The organism is Methylobacterium frigidaeris (assembly GCF_022179185.1).
In the GTDB taxonomy this organism is placed as follows: Bacteria; Pseudomonadota; Alphaproteobacteria; order Rhizobiales; family Beijerinckiaceae; genus Methylobacterium; species Methylobacterium frigidaeris.
Genome location: NZ_BPQJ01000001.1, coordinates 228,952 through 253,542 on the forward strand (window position 1 = coordinate 228,952; position 24,591 = coordinate 253,542).

Genomic DNA, 24,591 nt, shown 5'->3' on the forward strand with positions numbered 1-24,591 from the left:
CGCGCGAGCGGCCGCATCGCCCGGCGGGACGGTTACTCCGCGGCGGCCTTCGAGGGGGCGAAGGACGGGTCGAGCTTGCCGGCGGCGTAGCGCTTGGCCATCTCGGAGAGCGCGATCGGCCGGATCTTGCCGGCATGGCCCGCCGTGCCGAACTCCTCGAAGCGCTGCTTGCACAGCTTCGTCATCGCGTCCATCGCCGGCTTCAGGTACTTGCGCGGGTCGAACTCGGCCTTGTTCTCCTGCAGGATCTTGCGGATCTGGCCGGTCATCGCCATCCGGTTGTCGGTGTCGATGTTGATCTTGCGCACGCCGTGCTTGATGCCGCGCTGGATCTCCTCCACCGGCACGCCCCAGGTCGGCTTCATCTCGCCGCCATACTGGTTGATGATGTCCTGCAGGTCCTGCGGGACCGACGAGGAGCCGTGCATCACCAAGTGGGTGTTGGGCAGGCGGCGGTGGATCTCCTCGATCACGTTCATCGCCAGCACCGCGCCGTCGGGCTTGCGGGTGAACTTGTAGGCGCCGTGCGAGGTGCCCATGGCGACCGCGAGGGCATCGACCTTGGTGGCGGCGACGAACTTCTCCGCCTCGGCCGGGTCGGTCAGGAGCTGGTCGTGCGACAGGGTGCCTTCCGCGCCGTGACCGTCCTCGGCCTCGCCCTGGCCGCTCTCCAGCGAGCCGAGCACGCCGAGCTCGCCCTCGACCGAGCAGCCGGCCCAGTGCGCCATCTCGGTCACCTTGCGGGTGATCTCGACGTTGTAGTTGTAGTCCGCCGGGGTCTTGCCGTCGGCCTTGAGCGAGCCGTCCATCATCACCGAGGTGAAGCCGTACTGGATCGCGGTGGCGCAGGTCGCCTCGTTGTTCCCGTGGTCGAGATGCATGCAGACCGGGATATGCGGATAGATCTCGACGAGACCGTCGATCAGCTTGGCCAGCACCACGTCGTTGGCATAGGCGCGGGCGCCGCGGCTGGCCTGCAGAATCACCGGCGAGTCGGTGGCATCGGCCGCCGCCATGATGGCGAGGCCCTGCTCCATGTTGTTGATGTTGAAGGCCGGCACCCCGTAGCCGTGCTCGGCGGCGTGGTCGAGGAGCTGCCTGAGCGTGATGCGCGCCATGTCTGTATCCTCCGAGACTGTCAGTGTTGCCGCATTATAGCGGACGGGCCGGCCGGCGTCCTACGCCAGCCGACCTGAACGAAACCCTCAAGCTTGTCGACGCAGCGCGTCGACGCCCGGGAGCGGCTTGCCCTCGAGCCATTCGAGGAAGGCGCCGCCGGCGGTCGAGATGTAGGTGAAGTCCTCCGACACGCCGGCGTGGTTGAGCGCCGCCACCGTGTCGCCGCCGCCCGCCACCGAGACGAGTTGGCCGGCCTTGGTGCGGGCCGCGGCATGGCGGGCCGCCGCCACCGTGCCCTGGTCGAAGGGCGCGATCTCGAAGGCCCCGACCGGGCCGTTCCACACCAGGGTCTTGGCGTCGTCGATCGCCGCCGAGATCCGGTCGACCGACAGGCTCCCGATGTCGAGGATCATGCCGTTGTCCGGGATCGCGTCGACCCCGTAGGTGTGGTGGGGGGCGCCGGCCTTGAACTCCTCGGCCACCACGCCGTCGACCGGCAGGATGATGGCGCAGTTGTTCTCCCGCGCCGCCTCGATGATCGCCTGCGCGGTGCCGGCGAGGTCGCGCTCGCAGAGCGACTTGCCGACGCCGAGGCCGGCGGCGTGCAGGAAGGTGTTGGCCATGCCGCCGCCGATCACCAGGGCGTCGACCTTGGCGACGAGGTTCTTGAGGAGGTCGATCTTGGTCGAGACCTTGGAGCCGCCGACGATCGCCACCACCGGCCGGGCCGGAGCCTCGAGGCCCTTGGTGAGCGCGTCGAGCTCGGCCTGCATCAGGCGCCCGGCATAGGCCGGCAGCACGTGGGCGAGGCCTTCCGTCGAGGCATGCGCCCGGTGGGCGGCCGAGAAGGCCTCGTTGACGTAGACGTCACCGTTCTCTGCCAGCGCCTTGACGAAGGCCGGGTCGTTCTTCTCCTCGCCGGCGTGGAAGCGGGTGTTCTCCAGCATCAGGACGTCGCCGTCCTTCAGCGCGGCGACGGCGGCGGCGGCCGTCTCGCCGACGCAATCCTCCGCGAAGGCGACCGGGCGGCCGAGCTCGGCGGCGGTGGCCTCGGCGATCGGGCGCAGGGACTCGGCCGCGACCGGCTTGCCCTTCGGGCGGCCGAAATGCGCGAGCAGGATCAGCTTGGCGCCGGCCTCGGAGAGTTCGCGGAGGGTCGGCAGCACGCGCAGGATGCGGGTGGCGTCGGTGACGCGGCCCTGGTCCATCGGCACGTTGAAGTCGACGCGCACGAGGACGCGCTTGCCCTTCAGGTCGCCGGCATCGTCGAGGGTACGGAAACGGGTCATCGGCGGGGGCACCTTGTCGGGAATGTGAGAATGGGGATGCGGATCAGCGCAGCGGGATCAGGCCCTGCAGGTTGAGGCGCTGGGCCACCAGGGTCAGCGCCACCGTCAGCACGGCCGTGACGATCGCAGTGAGGATCAGGGCGCCGGTGCCCGGCAGGCGGCGGGTGCGCTCGGTGAGCGCGCGGACCTCGTTGCGCAGGGCCGCGAGATCGGCTTGGCGGGCGGCCTCGTTCATGCGGGCGCCGGCCGCATCGACCCGGTCCTCGACGCGGGCCAGCAGCGCCTCGGAGCGAGCGTACTTGTCCTCGATCCGCGAGGCCTTGTCCTCGATGCGGGCGAGCTGGTCGGCCACCTGGGTCGGCAGCGCGACGGCGATCCGGGCGGGCGCGCCGGCCTGCGGAGCCGAGGGATTCGGGGGAGCCTGGTTCGGAGGGACTTGCGCCGGGGGCGCTTGTGCCGGAACGGCGGGAGTCGCGACCTGCGGGGCCGGAGTCGGCACCTGTCCCTGGAGCAGGGCCGTGTCGGCGGCGTTCGCGGGGCGGGCGGAGGGCGCGGCGTCGGTCATCGGCAGATCCTCGGGCGGTCCTCAAGTCACAGGAGGCGGCCCCGTCGCGAGGCCGCCCGGGACGAGGGCCGGCTCCTAAGGCGAGCCGGCCCGTCGCATCGGCCGGGTCAGATCAGCTTCGCCATCGCGATGGCGGTGTCGGCCATACGGTTCGAGAAGCCCCACTCGTTGTCGTACCAGGTCAGCACGCGCACGAAGGTGCCGTCCATGACCTTGGTCTGATCGATGTGGAAGGTCGAGGAGTGGGGGTCGTGGTTGAAGTCGATCGAGACGTTCGGGGCCTCGGTGAAGCCGAGCACGCCCTTGAGCGGGCCGTTCGCCGCGGCCTTGATCGCCTCGTTGATCTCGGCGACCGAGGTGGCGCGCTTGGCGTTGAACTTGAAGTCGACGACCGAGACGTTCGGGGTCGGCACGCGGATCGCGGTGCCGTCGAGCTTGCCGTTCAGCTCCGGCAGCACCAGGCCGACGGCCTTGGCGGCGCCGGTCGAGGTCGGGATCATCGACAGGGCCGCGGCGCGGGCCCGGTAGAGGTCCTTGTGCATCTGATCCAGCGACGGCTGGTCGTTGGTGTAGGAGTGGATCGTGGTCATGAAGCCGCGCTCGATGCCGACGGTGTCGTTGAGCACCTTGGCGACCGGGGCGAGGCAGTTGGTGGTGCACGAGGCGTTGGAGACCACGAGGTGGTCACCGGTCAGCTTGTCGTGGTTCACGCCATAGACGACCGTGAGGTCGGCGCCGTCGGCGGGGGCCGAGACGAGGACGCGCTTGGCGCCGGCGTCGAGGTGCAGCTTCGCCTTGTCCTTCGAGGTGAAGATGCCGGTGCACTCCATCGCGACGTCGACGCCGAGCTCGCGGTGGGGCAGCTCGGCCGGGTTCTTGATCGCGGTGACGCGGATGCGCTGGCCGTCGACCACGATGTGGTCGCCCTCGACCGAGACGGTGCCGGGGAACTTGCCGTGGACCGAATCAAAGCGCAGCAGGTGGGCGTTGGTCTCGACCGGGCCGAGATCGTTGATGGCCACGACCTCGATGTCGGTGCGGCCGGCCTCCTTGATAGCGCGCAGGACGTTGCGGCCGATGCGTCCGAAGCCGTTGATGGCGACCTTGACCGTCATGTGTTCTCTCCCGTGGGGTTTGCGTGGCGGAGGGGTTGAGGGCTGCGAGGCCCCGCAGCGGGCCGGGCCGCGCGGCTTGGACCGGCGCAGTTTGGGCCGGCGCGGCGCGTGTCGACTCTGAGGAAGGACCGGTACTCGCCGGCAAGGCCCGCTGCGCCGCTCATGGTCCCGGACACGCCGGCCATCCCGGCGGGGACGGCACTGGCGGGGAGCACGGGAGGCGTCACGGCAGCTCGTATTCTGTCAATCCGCCGGCGACAGCCGTCCGGCGGGGGCGCCGGCTTCCTATCATGGTGCCGGGAGGTGTCAAACCCGGGCGACGCCTTGGGGAAAACCGGGTGGACCATGGCTCGATCCGGGCTTGCGCCCTGCGGCCGGAGGCCCACGGCCGGCTCGTCACTTCGTCGATCATCGCTCGGCCGCACCTTAACCACGCCGCCAGACGCGTGAGAGACGACGGGATCTGTAACGAAAATTGCGCTTGTCGTCGTGTAGGTCGGCGGGCACAGGTGATGACAACGATGCAGATCGATCTACCCACCCTCTACTATCTGATTATCGGGACGCTGCTCGTCGCCGTCGCAATGACCCTGTGGGAGCGTCAGGCCCATCCGCAGCGGGCGCGCGAGCTCGGCGTCTGGGCGGGCGCTTACCTGGCGTTCGCGGCCGGATGCGTGGTCTCGCTGAATCGCTGGAGCTTCCCCGGCGCCTTCGGGTGGGGGCTGACCAACCTCCTGATGGTGCTGGGCTACCTGATGATCCTGCACGGTGTCGCCAGGCTCGATGGTCCGGCGCGCCTGCGCGGCCCGGCCGCTTTGCTCGCGGGCCTGGCGCTGCTCTGGGTGATTGCCGGAGGCCGCTTCACCGGCGCGTTCTGGAACTACGTCGCCTCGCTGCCGATCACGCTCGCCAGCGGCCTCACCGCCTGGACGCTGATGACGGGCCGTACCGCCCGGGGCCTGCGCTCGCGCCCGGTCGTCGTCGCGGTGGCGGCCGGGCACGGCCTGTTCAATTTGGGCCGGGCGGTCCTGACGCCCGTCCTCGTCGCGCGCTACGGCGCGGACCTGCTGCCGGTCTTCGGCAAGATGACGATGTACGAGGGCGTGCTCTACTCCGTCGCCATGCCGATGGGGCTGATCGCGCTGGTGCGCGAGGAGGCGCAGGCGCAGGCGGTCGCGGCAGCCCGCACCGATTACCTCACCGGACTCCAGAACCGCCACGGCTTCTTCGAGCAGGGCGCGCGGCTTCTCGCGCACGGCCCCGCCGCGCTCCTCGCCTTCGACCTCGACCACTTCAAGGCGATCAACGACCGCCACGGCCACGCCGCCGGCGACGCGGTGCTGCGGCTCTTCGCCGACACGGCCCGCCGGGCGGCCGGGCCGGACGCGCTCGTCGCCCGGCTCGGCGGCGAGGAATTCGCCGCCCTGCTGCCGGGGCTCGACCTCACCGCGGCGCGGCGCGTCGGAGAGGGCGTGGCCCGCGGCTTCGCCGAGGCGGCGCGGCACCGCGATGGACCCGGCATCCCGGCGACCGTCAGCGTCGGCCTCGCCGCGGCGCAACCGGGAGGCGACAACCTGCCGGCCCTGCTCTCGGCCGCCGACCGTGCCCTCTACCGGGCCAAGGCGGGCGGGCGGAACCGGCTGGAGGTGGCGGCGGCCTGATTGTCCCCGCCGTCCCCAGGGTGGCACTGCCCCTGCACCGGGCAGACCGGCACGGCGATTGCGACGCGGGCCCCGGACCTTTAGGGTTTCGGCGGAGTATCCCGTCCGAGCATCCAGGGTCTCGGTCGGCATGTGTCGCGCGTTTTTCGGAGGTGAGCATGACCGCAGCGGTGGAGGAAGCGCTGCGCCGCCTCGAAGCCTCGGTGGCCCTGCTCGAATCCGCGGTGGCGCGCCGGCTCGACGCGGAGCGCAGCCACAGCGACCTCGAGACCGAGCTGGAGATCATGCGCGACGACCGGGCCCGGCTGGCGGCGGAGCTGGACGGGGCGACGGCGCGCCTCGCCGAGATGCAGTCGGTCACCGAGGAGGTCGACCACCGCCTCGGCCGCGCTATCGGCACCGTCGAGGGCGTCCTCGGGCGCAACGGCGAGCGGGGCGAGGGCTGAGGTCGCCGGACTGGCGTTTCACGCGTTCGAGGAGGGGGCGATGCCTCAAGTGACGGTCACCATCGCCGGCAAGACCTACCGCATGGCCTGCGGCGAGGGCGAGGAGCGCCACCTCGAGGGGCTGGCGGCGAGCTTCGACGCCCGCATCGGCGACATGCGCAAGGCCTTCGGCGAGATCGGCGACATGCGCCTGCACGTGATGGCGGCGCTGACCCTGGCGGACGAACTCGCCGAGACCAAGCGCCGGATGGAGGCGATGGAGCGCGAGACCGCGGCCTTGCGCGACTCCACGAATGCCGGCAGCGCCGAGCGCGAGGCTTCCGAGGCGCGCCTTGCCGAGACCGTGCAGCGCACGGCGGAGCGGATCGAGAAACTGGCGCGGCGGCTAGGGCCGGCGCCCGGAGGGGCGCAGGGGGGTTGAGGCGGACGCCTCGGTATCTCTCTCGGTAGACGGGGAGCTTCGCCCAGGACGGCCGAGCACGACCCGTCATCTCGCTCGCGACCTCATCCTGAGGCGTGAGCGAAGCGAGCCTCGAAGGAGGGCTCCAGCTGGCGCGGAGACTTCTAGAGGCCTCCTGCGAGGCTGCTGCAACAGCAGCACCTCAGGATGAGGTCGCGGGTGGGATCGATTGAACCCACCGGCCAGGCCGGACCGTCCGACGGAGTTGTCGGCCGCCTCCCGCCAGGGGGCGGCCGGATCCTCACACCCGCCCCGGATAGTTCGGGCTCTCCCGCGTGATCGTCACGTCGTGGACGTGGCTCTCGCGCAGGCCCGCATTGGTGATGCGGATGAATTGCGCCTTCTCCTGCATCTCCGGGATCGAGGGGGCGCCGACATAGCCCATGGCGGCACGCAGGCCCCCGGCGAGCTGGTGCAGCACCGCCGCGACCGGGCCCTTGTAGGGCACCTGGCCCTCGATGCCCTCCGGCACGAGCTTGTGGGTGTCGCTGACCTCGGCCTGGAAGTAGCGGTCGGCCGAGCCGCGCGCCATGGCGCCGACCGAGCCCATGCCACGGTAGCTCTTGTACGAGCGCCCCTGGTACAGGAACACCTCGCCCGGGGCCTCGTCGGTGCCGGCGAGGAGCGAGCCCAGCATCGCCACAGAGGCGCCGGCGGCGATCGCCTTGGCGAGGTCGCCCGAATACTTGATGCCGCCATCGGCGATCACCGGCACGTCGGCCTCGTTGCCGGCCTCGACCGCCTCCATGATGGCGGTGAGCTGGGGCACGCCGACGCCGGCGACGATGCGGGTGGTGCAGATCGAGCCCGGGCCGATGCCGACCTTGATCGCGTCGGCGCCGGCATCGATCAGCGCCTGGGCGCCCTCGCGCGTCGCGACGTTGCCGGCGATCACCTGCACGGCGTTCGACAGGGTCTTCACCCGGCGCACGCTCTCCAGCACCTTGGCCGAATGGCCGTGGGCCGTGTCGACCACGATCACGTCGCAGCCGGCATCGATCAGGCGCTCGGCCCGCTCGAACCCGCCATCGCCAGTCGTGGTGGCGGCGGCGACCCGCAGGCGACCCTGCTCGTCCTTGATCGCGTTCGGATAGGCGACCTGCTTCTCGATGTCCTTGACGGTGATCAGGCCGATGCAGCGGTAGTGGTCGTCGACGACGAGCAGCTTCTCGATGCGGAACTGGTGCAGCAGGCGCTTGGCCTCGTCCTGGGTCACGCCCTCGCGCACGGTGATCAGCCGGTCGCGGGTCATCAGCTCGGAGACCGGCTGGCTCTGGTTGGTGGCAAAGCGCGTGTCGCGGTTGGTCAGGATGCCGACGAGCTTGCCGCGGGAGCCGTTCGGACCGCGCTCGACCACCGGGATGCCCGAGATGCCGTGCTGGCGCATCACCCCGTAGGCGTCGGCCAGGGTCTCGTCCGGGTGGATGGTGATCGGGTTGAGCACCATGCCGGACTCGTACTTCTTGACGAGCCGCACCTGCTCGGCCTGCTCCGGCGGCTCGAGATTGCGATGAATCACCCCGAGGCCGCCGTTCTGCGCCATCGCGATGGCCATCCGGGCCTCGGTCACCGTATCCATCGCCGAGGCGATGATCGGCATGTTGAGCTTGATCGTGCGGGTGAGCCGGGTGCCGAGATTCACCTCCGCCGGCATCACCGCGGATGCGGCGGGACGGAGCAGGACATCGTCGAAGGTCAGGCCCTCGATGATCGTATCGGTGCTGATGCGGGCCATGAACCAACTCCTCGTGCGTGCGGCACCTTGGGGAAGCCGCCAGATCGGCGTCGCGCCGGGCAATCTGCCTTGATTGAGTTGGCACCGGCCGATAGCACGCGTGTGTGACGGGCGCAAAGCGCTATCGCCGCAGCGCAGCGATGCATCCAGAGACTCTTGCGATCGCGGCTTCTCCTCACGCGGGGGTGAGGACGAATTCGGACCAGTCCGGCTCGCGCAGGGAGCGCCGGTAGGCCACGACCGTGCCGGGCCACAGCGCGATGTTGCGCCCGGCCGCGTCCTGGTACCAGCTGGCGCAGCCGCCCTGCTGCCAGATGCTGCCGGACAGCCGTGCTTCGAGTTCGGCGAGGTAGCGCGCCTGCGCCTCGGGCGTCGGCTCGATCGCCGCGAGCTTGCGGGCCCGCATCTCGGCGAGGCAGGCGAGCACGTACTCGACCTGCGCCTCGATCATCAGCACCACGGAGTTGTGGCCGAGGCCCGTATTGGGGCCGAGCAGCATGAAGAAGTTGGGGAAGCCCGCCAGCGCCACGCCGCGATGCGCCGCCACCCGCTCGCCCCAGGCCCGGGCCAGGATCAGCCCGTCGCGGCCGACCACCGGCACCCGGGCGAGCGAGGCGGTGACGTCGAAACCGGTGGCCAGCACCAGCACGTCGAGGGGGTGGTGGCTGCCGTCCATCATCGTCACGCCGTCCGGGGTGAGATTACGGATCGCGCCGGCCTCGAGGGTCACGTTCGGCCGGGTCAGGGCCGGGTAATAATCGTCGGAGATCAGCACCCGCTTGCAACCGAGGCGGTAGGGCGGGGCCAGCTTCGCGCGCAAGGCGGGATCGGCGACCTGCTGGCGCAGGTGGCGCCGGCTCGCGGCTTCGGCGAGGCGGGTGAGGCCCGAGACCCGGGTGAAGCCGAGAGCGGCCTGCGCCTCCCGCAACCAGAACTGGACGCCGCGCAAGGCGCGGCGCGCGACCGGCAGGCGGCGGAACAGCGCCCGCATCCGCGGGCCGGTCGGCCTGTCGTTGCGCGGGACCACCCAGGGCGGGGTGCGCTGGAAGAGCACCAGCCGCCCCACCTCCGGGGCGATGGCCGGCACGACCTGGATCGCGCTCGCCCCCGTCCCGATCACCCCGACGCGCTTTCCCTGAAGCGCCACGCCATGGTCCCAGGCGGAGGTGTGGAAGAGCGGGCCGAGGAAGGTGTGAAGGCCCGGAATCGCCGGGACCGCCGGGTGGTGCAGCGCCCCCATGCCGGAGACCAGCACCCGGGCCTCCAGCGGGCCGCGATCGGTCTCGACTCGCCACAGGGCCCGCGCCCCGTCCCAGACCGCGCCGGTGACGGCGGTGGAGAGGGCAACGTGCTTCGTCAGGTCGAACCGCTCGACCAATTCGCGCAGATAGGCGGCGATCTCGGGCTGGCCCGCATAGGTGCGGGTCCAGTCGGATTTCGGGGCGAAGGACAGGGCGTAGAGATGGGCCGGGATGTCGCAGGCCGCGCCCGGATAGGTGTTCTCGTGCCAGGTGCCGCCGACCGCGCCGGCTTTCTCGACGACGAGCAGGTCGTCGATGCCGGATTGCCGGCAGCGGATCGCCATCGCGAGGCCGGAGAAGCCGGCTCCGATCACGAGCACGGCGAGGGGCTTGTCCGGCCAGGGGGCCACCTGCGGCGCGGGCGTCTCCGTCACCGGACCGCCTCCGGCGGCTCGGCATGGGTCATCAGGAACGCCGCGGCCTCGGCGAGGGAGCGGCGGGCCTCGGGCAGGAAGGATTGGGCGAGCTGCCAGACATGCGGCACCACCGGCCAGATCGTCACGGTGGCGGAGACGCCCGCTTCGCGCGCCTTCTCGGCAAAGCGCACCGAATCGTCGCGCAGCACCTCCCGCGCTCCGACATGGAACAGCAGCGGCGGCAGCCCGGCGAGGTCGCCGCGCAGCGGCGAGGCGAGCGGGTCGGCGGGGTCGTGCCCGGCGAGATAGGCCTCGACCAGGTTCTGGAGCTTGGTCGGATCGAACATCGCGTCGCGGCGGGCATTCGTGCGCATCGAGGCCCCCTCGCCCAGCATGTCGGTCGAGGGCGAGAACAGCACCGCGGCGCTCGGCAGCGGCAGGCCGTCCCGGCGCGCCCGGAGCATCAGCGCGAGCGAGAGGTTGCCGCCGGCCGAATCGCCGGCGATGCCGGAAGGCCCTGCCGCCGCGAAGGCCGACCACGCGGCCGCCGCGTCGTCGAGCGCCGCCGGGAACGGATGCTCGGGGGCCAGGCGGTAATCGGGGCAGAACACCCGCAGGCCCTTGGCCGCGAAGGCGCCGGTGAGCGACCGATGGGTGCGGGGCGAGCAGCCGATGAAGCCGCCGCCATGCAGGTAGAACAGGCGCGGCGCGTCCGGCGCGAGTCCTGGCCGCTCGACCCACTCGCCCGGGATGCCCCCGACGCGTCCTTCGCGGAAGACGATGCCGGGCGGCACGGGGAACGTCGCCTGATCGAAGAGGCGGCGGACTGCCGCGATGTCGCCGGCGGCGCGGGCGAGCTTCGGCTTCACCTGCCAGCGGATGATCCAGTCGAAGACGTGGGCGCGCAGGCTCGACATCGATTACTCCATGGCGCGGGCGATCAGCGACCAGTACCGCACCGGCATCAGGCGCTGGATCAGCGTCACCTGGGCGGCGTCGCGGCCGACGACGATGCGGGGCTCCCGCCGGGCGATGCCGCGCAGGATGCGCTCGGCCGCCGCCTCGGGCGCCAAGCGCAGGTGGCGCTCCACGGCGGCCTTGCCGCGTGCGACCTCGGCGGGGTCGAGGCGCGGGCCGACGCGGGCGTTGCGGGCGATGGCGGTGGCGACCCCGCCCGGATGCACCACGCTGACCCCGAGGTTGGTGCCGGCATATTCGTGCCGCAGGGCCTCGGAGAAGCCGCGCACCGCGAACTTGCTCGCCGCGTAGGCCGCCTGGCCCGGCGGGGCGACGATGCCGTAGAGGCTCGACAGGTTGACGATCTGCGCCGCCGGCCGGCTCTCCAGGACGGGGAGGAAGGCATGGGTCATCCGCACCACGGCGCGGAAATTGACGTCCATCAGCCAGTCGAAATCGCCGAGCTCGACATCGGCGAACCGGCCGGCGAGCGCCACGCCCGCATTGTTGATGAGGAGGTCGAGCGGCCCGTGCCGGGCGGCGACCGCCTCTGGCAGGGCCGCGATCGCGTCGAAATCCGTGAGGTCGAGCTGGTGGGCGCTGACATCCCGCCCGAGGGCCCGCACGGCGTCCTCGCTGCGGGCGAGCCCGTCGGGATCGCGGTCGACGAGGACGAGGCGGGCGCCCTTCCGGGCGAGGCCCCGGGCGAGGGCCGCGCCGATGCCGCTGCCGGCCCCGGTGACCAGGGCCAGCTTGTCGTGCAGTGGAAAGGCGTCCGCCAACAGCTCGCTCCGTCCGGCCCCCGTGGCGACTGAATCGCCCGGGCGGGCCGTGAGCGCAAGGGCTTGGGGAAATCAGGCCGCCCGGTGGACGGCTTTCGGCAGCTCGACGTCGATCTCCAAGGTCGAGACGGCGTCGCCGCGCTCCATGGTAATCTTCACCTTCTCCTGGTCGATGGCGACGTGCTTGGCGATCACCGCCAGGATCTCCTCGCGGAGCACCGCCACCAGGTCCGAGCGGCCGAACGCGGTGCGCTCATGCGCCAGCAGGATCTGGAGCCGCTCGCGCGCGACCGGCGCCGTCCCGCGCCGCGACAGGAAGTTCAGCAGGTTCATGCCGCCCTCCGGGGGAACAGCTTGCCCAGGATCGACCGCTTCTCGGACGGCACGATCATCTCGACCGTCTCGCCCTTCAGGCGCCGCACCGCATCGGTATAGGCGCGGGCGGGTGCGCTCTGGGGCGCGTTCAGCGTGACGGGGCTGCCGAGGTTCGAGGCCTTCAGCACCTCCTCGCTCTCCGGGATCACGGCGAGGAGCGGGATCGACAGGATCTCCAGCACGTCGTCGATCTTCAGCATCTCGCCGCGCTCGGCCCGGCCGGGGTCGTAGCGGGTCAGGATCAGGTGCTTCTCCAGCCGCTCGCCGTTCTTCGCGCGCTCGGTCTTGGAATCGAGGAGCCCGATGATGCGGTCCGAATCGCGGACCGAGGAGACTTCGGGATTGGTCACCACCACGGCGATGTCGGCGTGGCGCATGGCCAGCGTCGCGCCGCGCTCGATCCCGGCCGGGCTGTCGCAGATCACCCAGTCGAATTTCTCGCGCAGTTCGCCGATGACGCGGGCGACGCCCTCGTCGGTGAGCGCGTCCTTGTCGCGGGTCTGCGAGGCGGGGAGCAGCGAGAGGGTGTCGAGGCGCTTGTCGCGGATCAGCGCCTGGGGGAGCTTGGCGTCGCCCTGGACGACGTTGATGAGGTCGTACACGACCCGGCGCTCGGCGCCCATGATGAGGTCGAGGTTGCGCAGGCCCACGTCGAAGTCGACCACGCAGACATTCTGGCCGGCCTGGGCGAGGGCGGCACCGAGCGCCGCCGTCGTGGTGGTCTTGCCCACCCCGCCCTTGCCGGACGTCACCACTATGATCTTGGCCATGGAAGAGTGCTCCCCCGAGCAATCGGGATGATGCGGCGTCCGGATCGGGGTCCGGGTCGCGCGCTCACGGGGTTGGTTCGAGTGTCTCGCCGGGCGGGCTGGGGCGATCGATCGCCCGCTCGAGCCCGTCCGGCCGTCGTGTCGCGGCAGTGTTAGTCGAGGGCGGCCATGCGGAGGGTTTCCCCCTCCAGCCAGACCTGGACCGCCTTCTTGCGCAGCTTCGGGTCGGTGGTATCGGCGGTGCGGAAGAGACCGTCGATGCCGATCAGTTCGGGCTCGAACTTGCGGCAGCAGATGCGGGCCCGGGGGTTGCCGCCCGCACCCGCGATGGCACGGCCGCGCAGGGCCCCGTAGACGTGGATCGAGCCGCCGGCCAGGATCTCGGCACCCGAGGCGACCGAGCCCATCACCGTCACGTCGCCCTCCGGGTGGTAGACCGACTGGCCGGAGCGGAGCGGGGTCTCGAGGACGAGGGAGTTCGGCTTGCGCGGCTCCGGCGGCTTGACGGGCTCGGGCGGCTGGGTCTCCGGCGGCGTCTTGGCTTCCGGCTCCGCCATCTCGGCCGGGCGGCCGCCGCTGAGGAGCGGGGGCAGCGCCGGGCCGAGCCAGGCCGGCTCGGCCTTCTCGACGCCCATGATGCGGATGCCGCGCTGCTTGAGCTCGTCGACGAGGCCGGCGATGTCGGGCGTCGCCGCCGCGGCATTGGTGTCGTCCTCGGCGGGCTCGGCCGCCTCAGGTCCGGCCGCATCCCCCCGGAGGGAGTCCTTAGCCAGGCCCGAGACGTCCAGGATCACGGCGCGCTCGGAGAAGAGCGTCGGCGAGCGCTGCACCAGGGCATCCAGGTGCGAGAACCAGTCGCCGAGCGGAGTCTCCGGCGCGAGCACGAGCGCCCGGAAGGAGCGGCCGCGCAGCGGGAGGGAGGGGCGTGTGAGGCTGATGCTGGTCACGGCGGTTGACGAGTTGTTACCGGACGCCATGAAGCGCGCAGCGTGGTTACCGGATCGTTAATGAAGGCCGGAATTCGCCGGGAAGCGTGCCGGCGTGGCACAGCGGCCCGGGTGAACCTCGCTGCGGACCGGACACGGCATAGACGAAAAAGGGCCCGCGCAGCCGCGGGCCCAGACACGGATCAGCAGATGTCGAAAGCGCGAGGCGTCAGCCCAGGAAGTCGCCGCATTTCGGCGGCGGCTCGGTGCCCCAGGGCATCAGCGGCACCGTCGAGGTCGAATTCTTCGGCGAGCCCTGCACTACCTTGTCCGAGTAGACCATGTAGATCAGGGTGTTGCGCTTGGCATCGCAGCCGCGCACGATCTGCATGCTCTTGAAGATCAGCGAGCGGCGTTCGCTGAACACCACCTCGCCCTGCTTCATCTTGCCCTTGAACTTGACCGGACCGACCTGGCGGCAGGAGAGCGAGATGTCGGAGACCTCCTCGGCGAGACCGAGAGTGCCCTTGATGCCGCCCTTCTCCGGCTGCGTGTAGTGGCAGGCGACGCCGGCCACGTCCGGATCGTCGATGCCGTAGACCACCAGCTTGTCGTTGGGCGTCAGCGGCCGCCAGACCGTGGACTTGTCGAAGATCCGGTCCGGCTCCTGCGCGAGCGCCGCGCCCGCGGCCAGCCCGAGACAGGCCACCCCGCACAGCGCCGTGAGACCCCGCCGCCACACCATCGCATCAACCTTTCCCAAAGAAGCTTAACGTATGTAGGGAGGCTGTCGCGCGGCGGCGAGGGCGGCTAGAACGATGCGGTCCCGTCCCGCCACGCTTGGCGTCCCCGCCCGCGGGGCGGCTCGTTCTCGTCCGCCGCCCTCCCCTGGGGCGGATCGTCCTCGCATCACGGCCGGTCCCCGAACGCCATGCCGCTGCTTCGCCTCATGCTCCGGCTCACCGCCGGTGTCCTTGCGACCCTTTCCTTGTGCCAGGCTGCCCTGGCCGAGCCCAACGCGGCCGCCTGCCAGCGCTTCCGCGCCGAGCTCGCGGGCCTGCAGCGGGACTCGAACCGCGGCCAGATCGAGGAGATCCAGCAGCTCGTCGCGTACCGTCAGTCGATCGGCTGCGAGGGCGGACGCTTCCTGTTCTTCGACATGCGGCCGCCGCAATGCGCCCAGGTCGAGCAGCGCATCCGCGCCCTCAATGCCGGCTACGGCGCCGGGGCCCGCGAGGTCTCGAACGCCCGCCGCGAGCAGTTGATCGCCGCCGTGAAGGATGCCTGCACCGGCCTGCCGAGCGCCGCTTCGCTCCAGTCGAAACCCGCCGACGGCTTCGGGCGGGGCGGCTCGCAGGTGATCTGCGTGCGGATGTGCGACGGGGCGTATTTCCCGATGCCGAACCTGCCCGACGGGCGGGAGGGGGCCGACGAGATGTGCCAGGCGCTCTGCCCCGGGGCGGAGGCCGCCGCCTACTCGATGCCGCCGACTGACAGCGGTCTGACACAGGCCGCCGCTATCCAGACGCGGCGCGCCTACTCGGCCCTGCCAAACGCCTTCAAGTTCCAGAAGACCTTCGTGCCGAACTGCTCGTGCAAGGGCTCGCAGACCTGGGCGCAGGCCCTGGTCAAGGCCGAGAGCATGCTGGTGCGCCACAAGGGCGACATCTTCGTCACCCCGGCTCAGGCCGAGGCGATGTCGCGGCCGAAGGTGCGCCTGACCCTGGTCGGCCGCGCCGACCGGGCCGCCGCGACGCTGGCCGCCACCGCCGCCACGCGGGTCGAGGATGGCATCACGGAGGCCGCGGAGGCGCCCCGGCCGGTCACCCCGGAGGAGCGCCCCACGGTGCGGATCATCGCCCCCAACCTGATTCCGGTGCCGGTCACCGCGAAGGCGGACGGCCCGCAGGCCGCCGCGACCGTCCCCGGCGCCGCCCCGGTCGCCACGCCCTGACGGCTCGGGCAAGGAATCGGGGGCGGCTGACCAACGGGAACCAACTCGCCGTCACGGTGTTCGAAGGGACCGACGACGGACGAGAGGTTTCCCTTGATGCGCCCTGCCCGCGCGCTGCTGCTGACCGGCACGATCCTGCCGGCGCTGCTGCTCCAGCCCGTTCTTGCGAGCCAAACTTTAGCGAGCCAGGTGGCGGCGCGAGGTGACGAGGTGATCCGGCTGGCCCAGGGCGGGCCGGGCGGACCGGGTGAGCGGGGCGGCCCCGGCGAGCGCGGCGGTTCCCCGGAGCGTGGCCCGGGTGGCGCTGGACCCGGCGGCGAGCGGAGCGGACCGCGACCCGAGCGGGCTCCGGTGGAGCGGCCGGAACCTCGCGAGCGGCCGGAGCCGCGAGAGCGGCCAGAACCTCGTCCGGAACCTCGGCAGGAGCGCCCCGCTTCCCGACCCGAGCCCAGGCAGGAGCGACCGGAGCGGCCGGAGCCGCAGCGCGAACGGCCCGAGCGGCAAGAGCGACAGGAACCGCGCGAGCGCCCAGCGCCAACGCGCGAGCGTCCCGACCCTCAGCAGCGTGAGCGGCCCGAGCCGCAGGAGCGCGGGCCCCAGGGACGTCCGGACCGCCAGGAGCGACCCGACCGGCAGGAGCGGCCCGACCGGCAGGAGCGGCCCGACCGGCAGGAGCGGCCCGACCGGCAGGAGCGGCCCGACCGGCAGGAGCGCCAGGCCCCGCGCGGCGAGGAGCCCGGCCGTCCGCCGGTCCCGCCGCAGGATCGCGGCCCGGCTGCGCGTCCCGAGCCGCGGGAGCGGCCAACCCCCGACGCACGGCCGGATCGCCGCGACGAACGTCCCGAGGCGCGCGAGGAGCGCCGCGGATCCGACACGCCGGCCCAGCGCGGCCCGGGCCAGCCGCCTGCTCCCGGCCAAGCCCCCGTTCCGCAAGCCCCCGTTCCGCAAGCTCCCGCTCCCGGCCAGTCGCCGGCCCCGGGCCGCGCGACGCCGCCGGCGGCCGGTGAGCCGCAGCCCGGCTCACCGGGTCGCAGTCCCGGTCGTCCGGACGCCCAAGGCGTCGGCCCGAACGGCGCGCCGCTCCCCCCGAATCAGCAACCCGGGGTGCCGGGCCGTCCCTTTGTGCCGGGCGGAGCCGGGGCACCGCCCGATGACCGCGACGACCGCGGTTTCGACCGGCGCGACCCGCGCAATCAGGACAGGCGTGATCTGGATCGCCGCGACGGAGACCGGCGGGACGGCCGCGACGTCGATCGGCGGGACTTCGATCGTCGCGATCCGGACCGCCGCAGCTTCGACGACCGCGGCGACCTGCCTGGCGGCTATCGTCGCGATGCGCCGGATTATGTCCCGGGTGGATTCCGTCGCGGTGACATCGACGTGCGCAGCTACGACGACGTCCGCCGCGCCCGGCGCGAGTTCAACGAGAACGGCCGCGTGGTCATTCGCGAGCCCGGCCGCGTGATCGTGCGCGACGACGACCGCTACTTCCTGCGCCACGACGAGACCGAGCGCTTCCGCCTGCTCGACCGCGACGCCCGCATCGAGCGCCGCGGCCGCGACACGGTGACGATCATCGACCGCCCCGGCGGCACCCAGGTCTTCACGGTGGTGGATGACGACGGCCGGCTGCTGCGGCGCTATCGCCGCGGCCCGGACGGACGCGAGGTGGTGCTGATCGACAATTCCTACGCCGGCCCGCCGCGGTCGATCGAGCAGGACGTGGTCGTGCTGCCGCCGCCCGACATCCGCATCCCCCGCGACCGCTACGTGGTCGAGGCGGACACGGCCGACGAGGGAGCGATCTACGAGGCGCTGACGGCTCCGCCGGTCGCGCCCGTCGAGCGGCGCTACACCCTCGACCAGGTGCGCTACAGCCCGACCCTGCGCGCCCGGATGCGCAGCGTCGACATCGACACCATCACCTTCGACACCGGCTCGTGGCAGGTCACGCCCGATCAGGCCCGCCGCCTCGCCACCATCGCGGCGGCGATCAACCAGGCGATCCAGCGCAACCCGCAGGAGGTCTTCCTGATCGAAGGCTACACCGACGCGGTCGGCGCTGACGTCGACAACCTCTCGCTCTCCGACCGGCGCGCCCAGTCGGTGGCCGAGGTGCTGACCCGCGACTTCCGGGTGCCGCCCGAGAACCTGACCACGCAGGGCTACGGCGAGCAGTACCTGAAGGTGAACACGCAAGGTCCCGCGCGTGAGAACCGAAGGGTCACCGTGCGCCGCATCACCCCGCTGATCCAGCAGCAGGCCCAGCAGCAGCGCTGAGCCACGCGGGACTATTCACGGTCGATGCGAACGCTTTCCCCGCCCCTGCATGCAGGGGCGGGGCGGCACCGTGCACAGCCCGGCCGGACCCGCATCTCCTCTTCCCCGACCCGCGGCGCTCCCGGCGTGTTGGGGGGGAACCGGCACGGTTACATCATCTCAGAAACGGATGCTTCAGAGGCTCGCCCGTTCCGCCGCCTCCAGAACCGCGGTCGGGATGGCCAGAACCTGGTCAGCCTTCGCGCCCCGCCCCAGCGCGTCCCCCACCATCACGATCGCCGGTCCCTCGAGCCCCGCCGCCTCGACCCGGTCGGCGATGTCGCGAGCCTCACCGCTCACCACCGCCTGGTCGGGCCGCGTGGCGTTGAACACTACGAGAGCCGGGGTCGCGGGCGGCAGGCCCTCGGACACGGCGCGGGCCAGGAGGGTGCGCAGGGTGCGCTTGGGCATGTAGACCACCGTCGTGACGGTGGGATCCGCGAGCGCGGCCCAGTTCAGGTCGTCCGGCAGGGCGCCGCGGCGGTCGTGACCGGTGACGTATTGCAGGCGCCGCGCCGCGTCGCGATGGGTGAGCGAGACGCCGAGCGAGGCCGCCGCCCCTTGCGCCGCCGTGACGCCGGGCACCACCGTGACCGGGATGCCGGCCTCCCGGCAGGCATCGATCTCCTCACCGGCTCGGCCGAAGACCAGGGGATCACCGGACTTGAGCCGCACCACCCGCTTGCCGCTCTTCGCCAGGGATACCATCAGGGCGTTGATGTCGTCCTGGCGGCAGGACGGGCCGTGGCCGGTCTTGCCGACCAGCATCGTGCGGGCCTCGCGCCGGGCGTAGTCGAGGATCTCCGGGGCGACGAGGTCGTCGTAGAGGATCACGTCGGCGCTGCGCAGGGCCCGCAGGGCCTTCAGGGTCAGGAGCTCGGCGTCGCCCGGGCCGGCGCCGACCAGGACCACGCTGCCGCCGGTCGGCGCGGCGTCGTTCTCGGCGATGAGCGCGTCGAGATCGGCCTTGGCCGGCGCCCGCTCCGGGTTGGCGAAGGCGAGGTCGGTGAAGCGCTCCCAGAACGCCCGGCGCTCGCCGAAGACGTGGTAGCGGGTGCTGACCTCGGCGCGCCAGTCGCGAGCCGCCGCCACCCAGGCCTTGAAGCCGGCGGGCAGCATCGCCTCGATGCGCGCTCGCACGGTCTGGCCGAAGACCGGGGCCGCGCCCTCCGTCGAGATGCCGACGACGAGGGGCGAGCGGTTGACGATGGCGCCGAACGAGACGTCGCAGAGATGCGGCCGGTCGATGGCGTTGACGATGGCGCCCGCCGCGCGCGCCGCCCCGACGAAGCACTCGCACTCGCCCTCGTCCTCGAAGGCCGCGATGGCGAAGGCCGCGCCCACGAGGTCGGCCGGAGACCAGTCGCGCTCGTGCAGCACCACCGTGCCGGCCACGGCCTCGGCGGGCGCGCCGCGCATCTCCTCGGTGGGCTCCGGCGCGAACACATCGACATGGGCGCCGGCGGCGGCGAGCAGCTTCACCTTCCAGGCCGCCCCGCCATTGGCCCCGGCCAGAACCGCGCGCTTGCCCGTGAGCGTCACGAAGACCGGGAGCACGGCCAGGGGCTCGAGGCCCGGGGAGCGGGTCTCGCGGGGAGCACGGGGGCTACGCATGGGACGGTGAGTTTCTGACACGAGTCTCGGGAAGTCCTGCGCCATCAGATGCGCCTATGCGGAAGCCGGCGCAAGTTCGGCGGCGAGCAGCTTGCGGATCTCAGGGATGCACGAGCCGCAATTGGTGCCGGCCCGGCACACCGCGCCCACCGCCTCGACCCCGTGCGCCCCGCCCTTGATCGCGGCGCGGATCGTGTCGAGCCCGACCGTGTGGCAGGCGCAGACCAGGGGGCCGGAGCCGGCGCTCTCGGCCCGGCCCGAGATCAGGGCCCGGCGGGCCGAGGGTTCGAGCAGTTCCTGGTTGCGGAAGAACGCCTTGGCGGCGTCCCAGGTCAGGCGCTCGGCGGCGGGAGCCAGCGCCAGCACGCCGAGGAGCTGCCCGTCCCGGAAGGCGGCGGCGCGGTAGCGGCCGCGGGCCGGGTCGGCGTACTCGCTGAAAGTCGCGCCGGGGAAGAGGTCGCGCATCAGGGTGGCGGCCTCCGGTGCGCCGTCCTGCGCGGCGAAGATCAGGCCGGTCGCGCCCTCCAGGCTCGCCCGGGCCCACCACCAGCCGAAGGGCGCCGCCACCGTCTCGCGGGTGATGAGGTAGCCGCGGGAGCGGTAGGGCTCGGGGGCGATCGAGGCCGGGGTCGCCTTCAGTTCGGGCTGGCCCGAGACCGGGTCCACCGCTCCCTGCGCGAGCGCGCCGACGCGCCCGTCCGAGGTGTTGGACTCGCTCCAGTGCATCGGGGCGAAGAGCACGCCGGGTTGCGCGCCCGGCGTCACCATGACTTCGAGCACCGCCGCGCCGTGGGCGGTACGCACGCGGGCGAGATCGCCGTCGGTGAGCCCGGCCGCCGCCGCGTCGTCGGGATGGATCTCGACGAACGGCACCGCCCGGTGCGCCGAGAGGCGCGGGCTCTTTCCCGTCCGGGTCAGCGTGTGCCAGTGGTCGCGCACCCGGCCGGTGTTGAGGCGCAAGGGCAGCGCATCGCTGGTGGCTTGCGCCAGGGCCGGCTTCTGCACCGCGACGAAGCGGGCCTTGCGGTCGCGGGTGTAGAAACCGCCATCGGCGAAGAAGCGGGTCTGGGGCGCCTTGGCCTTCCGGGTCAGCGGCCATTGAACCGGCGCGGCGGCGTCGTAGGCGGCATCCGTGATGTCGGCGAGGCCGCCGAGGTCGAAGTCGCGGCTGCCGCGGTTCTCGAATTCCGACAGGGCGGCGTGCTCGCGGAACACCGCCGCGGCGTTGCCCCACGCGAAGGCCTTGGCATGGCCGAGGCGCTTGCCGATCTGGGCCATGATCCACCAGTCGGCCCGCGCCTCGCCCGGCGCCTTCAGGAAGGCGCGCTGGCGCGAGATCCGGCGCTCGGAATTGGTCACCGTGCCGTCCTTCTCTCCCCAGGCGAGGGCCGGGAGCAGAACTGCATTGCGTGCCCGCACCGTATCGGTGTTCACCACCACCTCGGAGACCACGTAGGTGTCGAGCTTCGCCAAAGCCGCCCGCACCCGGTCGGCCCTGGGCATCGAGACCGCCGGGTTGGTGCCCATCACCCACAGGGCCTTGATCTTGCCGCGCTCGATCGCCTCGAACAGCGCCACCGCCTTCATGCCCTCGCCGGTGATGATGTTCGGCGCGTTCCAGAACCGGCGCACCAGGTCCACCTCCTCCGGGGTGAAGTGCATGTGGGCCGCCAGCATGTTGGCGAGCCCGCCGACCTCGCGCCCACCCATGGCGTTGGGCTGGCCGGTGAGCGAGAACGGCCCCATGCCCGCTTTGCCGATGCGTCCGGTGGCGAGGTGGCAGTTGATGATCGCGTTGGCCTTGTCGGTGCCCTGCGCCGACTGGTTCACGCCCTGCGAGGTGGCGGTGACGACCCGCGGCGTGGCGCGGAACAGCGTGAAGAAGGTCTCCACCTCGGCCTCGGTCAGGCCGGTCGCGGCGGCGGTCGCGGCAATCGTCGGGGCGATCTGGCGGGCGCGCTCGAGGGCCGGCTCGAAGCCGGCGGTGTGCGCGGCGATGTAGCGCGGGTCGAGCGCGCCGGTATCGGCGAGGTGGACGAGCAGCCCGGAGAACAGCGTGGTGTCGGTGCCGGGCTTGAGGCCGAGGAAGAGGTCGGCCTCCTCGCCGGTCTGGGTGCGGCGGGGATCGATCGCCACGATCTTGGTGCCGCGCTTGGCGCGGGCATCGAGCATCCGGCGGAACAGGATGGGATGGCACCAGGCGGTGTTGGAGCCGACCAGCACCAGCAGGTCGGCCTCGTCCAGGTCCTCGTAGCAGCCGGGCACCGTATCGGAGCCGAAGGCGCGGCGGTGCGCCGCCACCGACGACGACATGCACAGGCGCGAATTGGTGTCGACGTGCGGCGTGCCGATGAAGCCCTTCGCGAGCTTGTTGGCGACGTAGTAATCCTCGGTCAGGAGCTGGCCCGAGAGGTAGAACGCCACCGAGTCAGGGCCGTGCGCCGCGATGGTGCGCCGGAAGCCGTCAGTGACGGCATCCAGGGCCTCGTCCCAGGTCGCTCGCCGCCCGGCGATCTCCGGGTGCAGCACCCGGTCGTCGAGGGAGAGGGTCTCGCCCAGTGCCGAGCCCTTCGAGCACAGCCGGCCGAAATTCGCCGGATGCTGCGGATCACCCGCGACGCTCGCGCCCCCCTGCCCGTCCGGGCGGGCGAGCACGCCGCAGCCGACGCCGCAATACGGGCAGGTGGTCCGGACGGGGGCGGCCTCTTGGGTGAGGGCCGGCACGTGCAGGTTCATCGAAGGAGCCTTTCGCCGGGCTTGGGGGATAGGGGCCGGGGAGATGGGCATGCAATTGCCGAGCCGCCGGTCGTCTCCGGCGGATCGCAAGTCACCTGAAACGATCGATCAGGGTGACGCTGCGTAGCGCCAGCCCGCAATTGACCGGCTCGACGGAATTGACATCCTGCGCGTCATTCCGGGGCCGCGAAGCGGAGCCCGGAATCCAGAACCGCTGATCCATCAGGAAAGGGCGGAGACCGTTCCGCTTCATTCTCTCCCACCTGAGTGTCTGGATCCCGGGCTCCGCTTTCGCGGCCCCGGGATGACGTGGAGGATGTCATCCACGTGGAGAGTGACGGACGGGGTCCCGAGTGATCTCAGTACACGTCCGCCTGGTAGCGGTTGGCCTTCTTCAGCGCCGCGAGATAGGCCACCGCCTCCTCCGGGCTCTTGCCGCCATGGGATGCGGCCACGTCGATGATCGCGCGCTCGACGTCCTTGGCCATGCGCTTGGCGTCGCCGCAGACGTAGAAATGGGCGCCCTCCTCGAGCCAGCGCCACAGCTCGCGGCCATTCTCGCGCATCCGGTCCTGGACGTAGGTCTTCTCGCCGCCGTCCCGCGACCAGGCGAGCGACAGGCGGGTCAGCACGCCCTCGTCCTTCATGGCGTTCAGCTCGTCGCGGTAGAAGAAGTCGGAGGCCTGGCGCTGGTGGCCGAAGAACAGCCAGTTCTTGCCCGGCGCCTTCACGGCGGCGCGCTCGCGCAGGAAGGCGCGGAACGGCGCGATGCCGGTGCCCGGGCCGACCATGATGACCGGGGTCTCGGGTGCCTCCGGCAGGCCGAAGCCGTGGGCCTTCTGCAGGTAGACCTTCACCTTGGCGGTCTCGGCCAGGCGCTCGCCGAGATGGGTCGAGGCGACGCCGAGGCGCAGGCGCGAGCGGTGGCTGTAGCGCACTGCGTCGACGGTGAGCGAGACCCGGCCCGGATCGGCCTTGGGCGAGGACGAGATCGAGTAGAGCCGCGGCTGCAATTCGTCGAGGGCTTCGAGGAACACCTCGGCGTCGGGGCGGGCGCCCGGGAACTTGTGCAGCGCGCCGAGCACGTCGAGATAGGCCGCGTCGCCGTCCGGGTCCTCGCCGGCGCTGAGCGCCTGGGCCTTCTTGCGCTGCGCGCCGGAGGTGAGGAGCGAGAGGAGCTGGAACAGCCCGTCCGGTGCGCCGCCGAGCGAGTAGTTGGTGAGGAGATGATCGCGAAGGGTCTTCTCGCCGAGCTTCGTGGCGATCACCCGCTCGGGCCGGGCGCCGAGCTCGGCGATCACCGCATCGGCGAGCGCCGGGGCGTTGGCGGGGAAGAGGCCGAGGGAGTCGCCCACCACGTAGTCGATGCCGGTCCCCGTCAGGTCGATCTCGATGTGCCAGGTCTCCTTCTCGCCGCCCGGCGCGTTGAGGCGGCGGCGCGAGAGGAACACCGCCTCGGCCGGGTTCTCGCGGCACTGGCCGTAGGGGCCGAGCAGGGCCTCCGCCTTCGGGGCGTCGTCGGAGGCCGGGGCGGCGCCCGCCGGCGCCGCCGTGCCGAACTCCGCCTCCAGCTTCTTCAGCATCCGGAGCGTCTCCTTGCCGCCGGGCTGGCAGAGGTTCAGGCGCTCCTCCTTCTTGAGGAAGATGGCGTTGGCGTAATCGGCGCAGTTGTAGCCGCACTGGCCGCAATCCTGCTGGGCCATCGCGGCCATCAGCTTCTGCGGCTCGGAGCGGTCCTTGGCCATCGCCATGCGGTCGTCGAGGCCCATCGACGGGTCGTGCCAGGGGGCGTCGCCGTTATCGGCGAGAGCCGGACCGCCGGACGCCTCGCCGGCGCCGAGGGCGGTGGCGCCCTCGACCGCCGGCCCGAGCAGGGCCGCGAAGTAGCCCGACAGCCAGGCGCGCTGGTCGGGGTTGAAGGGGGCGGATTCGGGGATCAGGACGAGCGGGGGAGCGACGTGCTGGGTCATCGGGCGGTTACCGGAGAAGAGTGGCGTTCAGCCGATGATGCACCGGCTTTCTCCTCTCCCCGCGGGCGGGGAGAGGGCCGCGACGACCGTGTCGTCGGCGCGGCGAGGCGTCAGCCGAGGGTGAGGGGGCGGTGCCGGAGG

General features: G+C 71.7%; 22 protein-coding genes. 5 read left to right on the plus strand and 17 right to left on the minus strand.

What is annotated here, in order from left to right:
• Positions 1-32: 32 nt before the first annotated feature.
• The 4 genes from fba to gap form a co-directional block, all read right to left on the minus strand.
• Positions 33-1,118 (minus strand): class II fructose-bisphosphate aldolase, encoded by a 1,086-nt coding sequence (gene fba, locus MFF64_RS01180; RefSeq protein ID WP_099903379.1) that lies wholly within the window; start codon positions 1,116-1,118, stop codon positions 33-35.
• An 87-nt stretch (positions 1,119-1,205) separates the two neighbouring features.
• A complete protein-coding gene (locus MFF64_RS01185; protein WP_099903377.1) occupies positions 1,206-2,408 on the minus strand; it encodes a phosphoglycerate kinase in 1,203 nt (400 codons plus the stop codon).
• Between the two features lie 43 nt (positions 2,409-2,451).
• Entirely contained in the window at positions 2,452-2,973 is a 522-nt protein-coding gene (locus MFF64_RS01190; protein ID WP_099903375.1) for a hypothetical protein, read from the minus strand.
• 107 nt (positions 2,974-3,080) lie between these two features.
• Positions 3,081-4,088, minus strand: a complete 1,008-nt coding sequence (gene gap / locus MFF64_RS01195; protein ID WP_238189193.1) for a type I glyceraldehyde-3-phosphate dehydrogenase — start codon at positions 4,086-4,088, stop codon at positions 3,081-3,083.
• 521 nt (positions 4,089-4,609) lie between these two features.
• Here gap and MFF64_RS01200 point away from each other — a divergent pair.
• The 3 genes from MFF64_RS01200 to MFF64_RS01210 all read left to right on the plus strand — a co-directional run bounded on the left by MFF64_RS01200 (position 4,610) and on the right by MFF64_RS01210 (position 6,616).
• The gene (locus MFF64_RS01200) at positions 4,610-5,749 is read left to right on the plus strand and encodes a GGDEF domain-containing protein (RefSeq protein WP_099904029.1); all 1,140 of its coding nucleotides are present in this window, start codon (positions 4,610-4,612) and stop codon (positions 5,747-5,749) included.
• Positions 5,750-5,907: 158 nt separating this feature from the next.
• Complete coding sequence (locus MFF64_RS01205) at positions 5,908-6,195, plus strand: DUF4164 domain-containing protein (protein WP_099904031.1); 288 nt, start codon at positions 5,908-5,910, stop codon at positions 6,193-6,195.
• Between the two features lie 40 nt (positions 6,196-6,235).
• Positions 6,236-6,616 carry a cell division protein ZapA gene (locus MFF64_RS01210; protein ID WP_099904033.1) on the plus strand — a complete coding sequence of 127 codons (381 nt, stop codon included), beginning with the start codon at positions 6,236-6,238 and terminating at the stop codon, positions 6,614-6,616.
• Positions 6,617-6,896: 280 nt separating this feature from the next.
• Here the strand turns inward: MFF64_RS01210 and guaB are convergent, their stop codons facing one another.
• The 8 genes from guaB to MFF64_RS01250 all read right to left on the minus strand — a co-directional run bounded on the left by guaB (position 6,897) and on the right by MFF64_RS01250 (position 14,602).
• Positions 6,897-8,390 (minus strand): IMP dehydrogenase, encoded by a 1,494-nt coding sequence (gene guaB, locus MFF64_RS01215; protein WP_238189195.1) that lies wholly within the window; start codon positions 8,388-8,390, stop codon positions 6,897-6,899.
• Between the two features lie 175 nt (positions 8,391-8,565).
• Positions 8,566-10,065: a flavin-containing monooxygenase gene (locus MFF64_RS01220; protein WP_238189197.1), complete on the minus strand. Its 1,500-nt coding sequence runs from the start codon at positions 10,063-10,065 to the stop codon at positions 8,566-8,568.
• On the minus strand, positions 10,062-10,964 hold the full coding sequence (locus MFF64_RS01225) for an alpha/beta hydrolase (protein WP_099904500.1): 903 nt from the start codon (positions 10,962-10,964) through the stop codon (positions 10,062-10,064). Before MFF64_RS01225 ends, MFF64_RS01220 begins: the two co-directional genes overlap by 4 nt.
• A 3-nt stretch (positions 10,965-10,967) precedes the next feature.
• A complete protein-coding gene (locus tag MFF64_RS01230) occupies positions 10,968-11,786 on the minus strand; it encodes an SDR family NAD(P)-dependent oxidoreductase (protein WP_099904502.1) in 819 nt (272 codons plus the stop codon).
• A 72-nt stretch (positions 11,787-11,858) separates the two neighbouring features.
• Positions 11,859-12,119 (minus strand): cell division topological specificity factor MinE, encoded by a 261-nt coding sequence (minE, locus tag MFF64_RS01235; protein WP_238189199.1) that lies wholly within the window; start codon positions 12,117-12,119, stop codon positions 11,859-11,861.
• On the minus strand, positions 12,116-12,931 hold the full coding sequence (gene minD, locus MFF64_RS01240) for a septum site-determining protein MinD (RefSeq protein ID WP_238189201.1): 816 nt from the start codon (positions 12,929-12,931) through the stop codon (positions 12,116-12,118). Before minD ends, minE begins: the two co-directional genes overlap by 4 nt.
• 152 nt (positions 12,932-13,083) lie before the next feature.
• Positions 13,084-13,878 (minus strand): septum site-determining protein MinC, encoded by a 795-nt coding sequence (gene minC / locus MFF64_RS01245; protein ID WP_425324306.1) that lies wholly within the window; start codon positions 13,876-13,878, stop codon positions 13,084-13,086.
• Between the two features lie 208 nt (positions 13,879-14,086).
• Positions 14,087-14,602 carry a CreA family protein gene (locus MFF64_RS01250; RefSeq protein WP_099900124.1) on the minus strand — a complete coding sequence of 172 codons (516 nt, stop codon included), beginning with the start codon at positions 14,600-14,602 and terminating at the stop codon, positions 14,087-14,089.
• 243 nt (positions 14,603-14,845) lie between these two features.
• On the opposite strand from MFF64_RS01250, the gene MFF64_RS01255 reads away from it, so the two are divergent.
• Positions 14,846-15,811, plus strand: a complete 966-nt coding sequence (locus MFF64_RS01255; protein ID WP_425324307.1) for a DUF2865 domain-containing protein — start codon at positions 14,846-14,848, stop codon at positions 15,809-15,811.
• A gap of 177 nt (positions 15,812-15,988) precedes the next feature.
• Here MFF64_RS01255 and MFF64_RS37985 read toward each other — a convergent pair whose 3' ends face one another.
• Entirely contained in the window at positions 15,989-16,729 is a 741-nt protein-coding gene (locus tag MFF64_RS37985; protein WP_309296435.1) for a hypothetical protein, read from the minus strand.
• 102 nt (positions 16,730-16,831) lie between these two features.
• Entirely contained in the window at positions 16,832-17,311 is a 480-nt protein-coding gene (locus tag MFF64_RS37990; RefSeq protein WP_309296436.1) for a hypothetical protein, read from the minus strand.
• Between MFF64_RS37990 and MFF64_RS37995 the strand changes: the two genes are divergently transcribed.
• Entirely contained in the window at positions 17,273-18,091 is an 819-nt protein-coding gene (locus MFF64_RS37995; RefSeq protein WP_309296437.1) for an OmpA family protein, read from the plus strand. The genes MFF64_RS37990 and MFF64_RS37995 overlap by 39 nt on opposite strands.
• Positions 18,092-18,265: 174 nt before the next feature.
• Here the strand turns inward: MFF64_RS37995 and cysG are convergent, their stop codons facing one another.
• The 3 genes from cysG to MFF64_RS01275 all read right to left on the minus strand — a co-directional run bounded on the left by cysG (position 18,266) and on the right by MFF64_RS01275 (position 24,450).
• Complete coding sequence (cysG, locus tag MFF64_RS01265; RefSeq protein ID WP_238189203.1) at positions 18,266-19,744, minus strand: siroheme synthase CysG; 1,479 nt, start codon at positions 19,742-19,744, stop codon at positions 18,266-18,268.
• 54 nt (positions 19,745-19,798) lie between these two features.
• Positions 19,799-22,480, minus strand: coding sequence for a nitrate reductase (locus MFF64_RS01270; protein ID WP_238189205.1), 2,682 nt, complete (start codon positions 22,478-22,480; stop codon positions 19,799-19,801).
• 359 nt (positions 22,481-22,839) lie between these two features.
• Entirely contained in the window at positions 22,840-24,450 is a 1,611-nt protein-coding gene (locus tag MFF64_RS01275; RefSeq protein ID WP_238189208.1) for a sulfite reductase subunit alpha, read from the minus strand.
• Positions 24,451-24,591 lie beyond the last annotated feature (141 nt).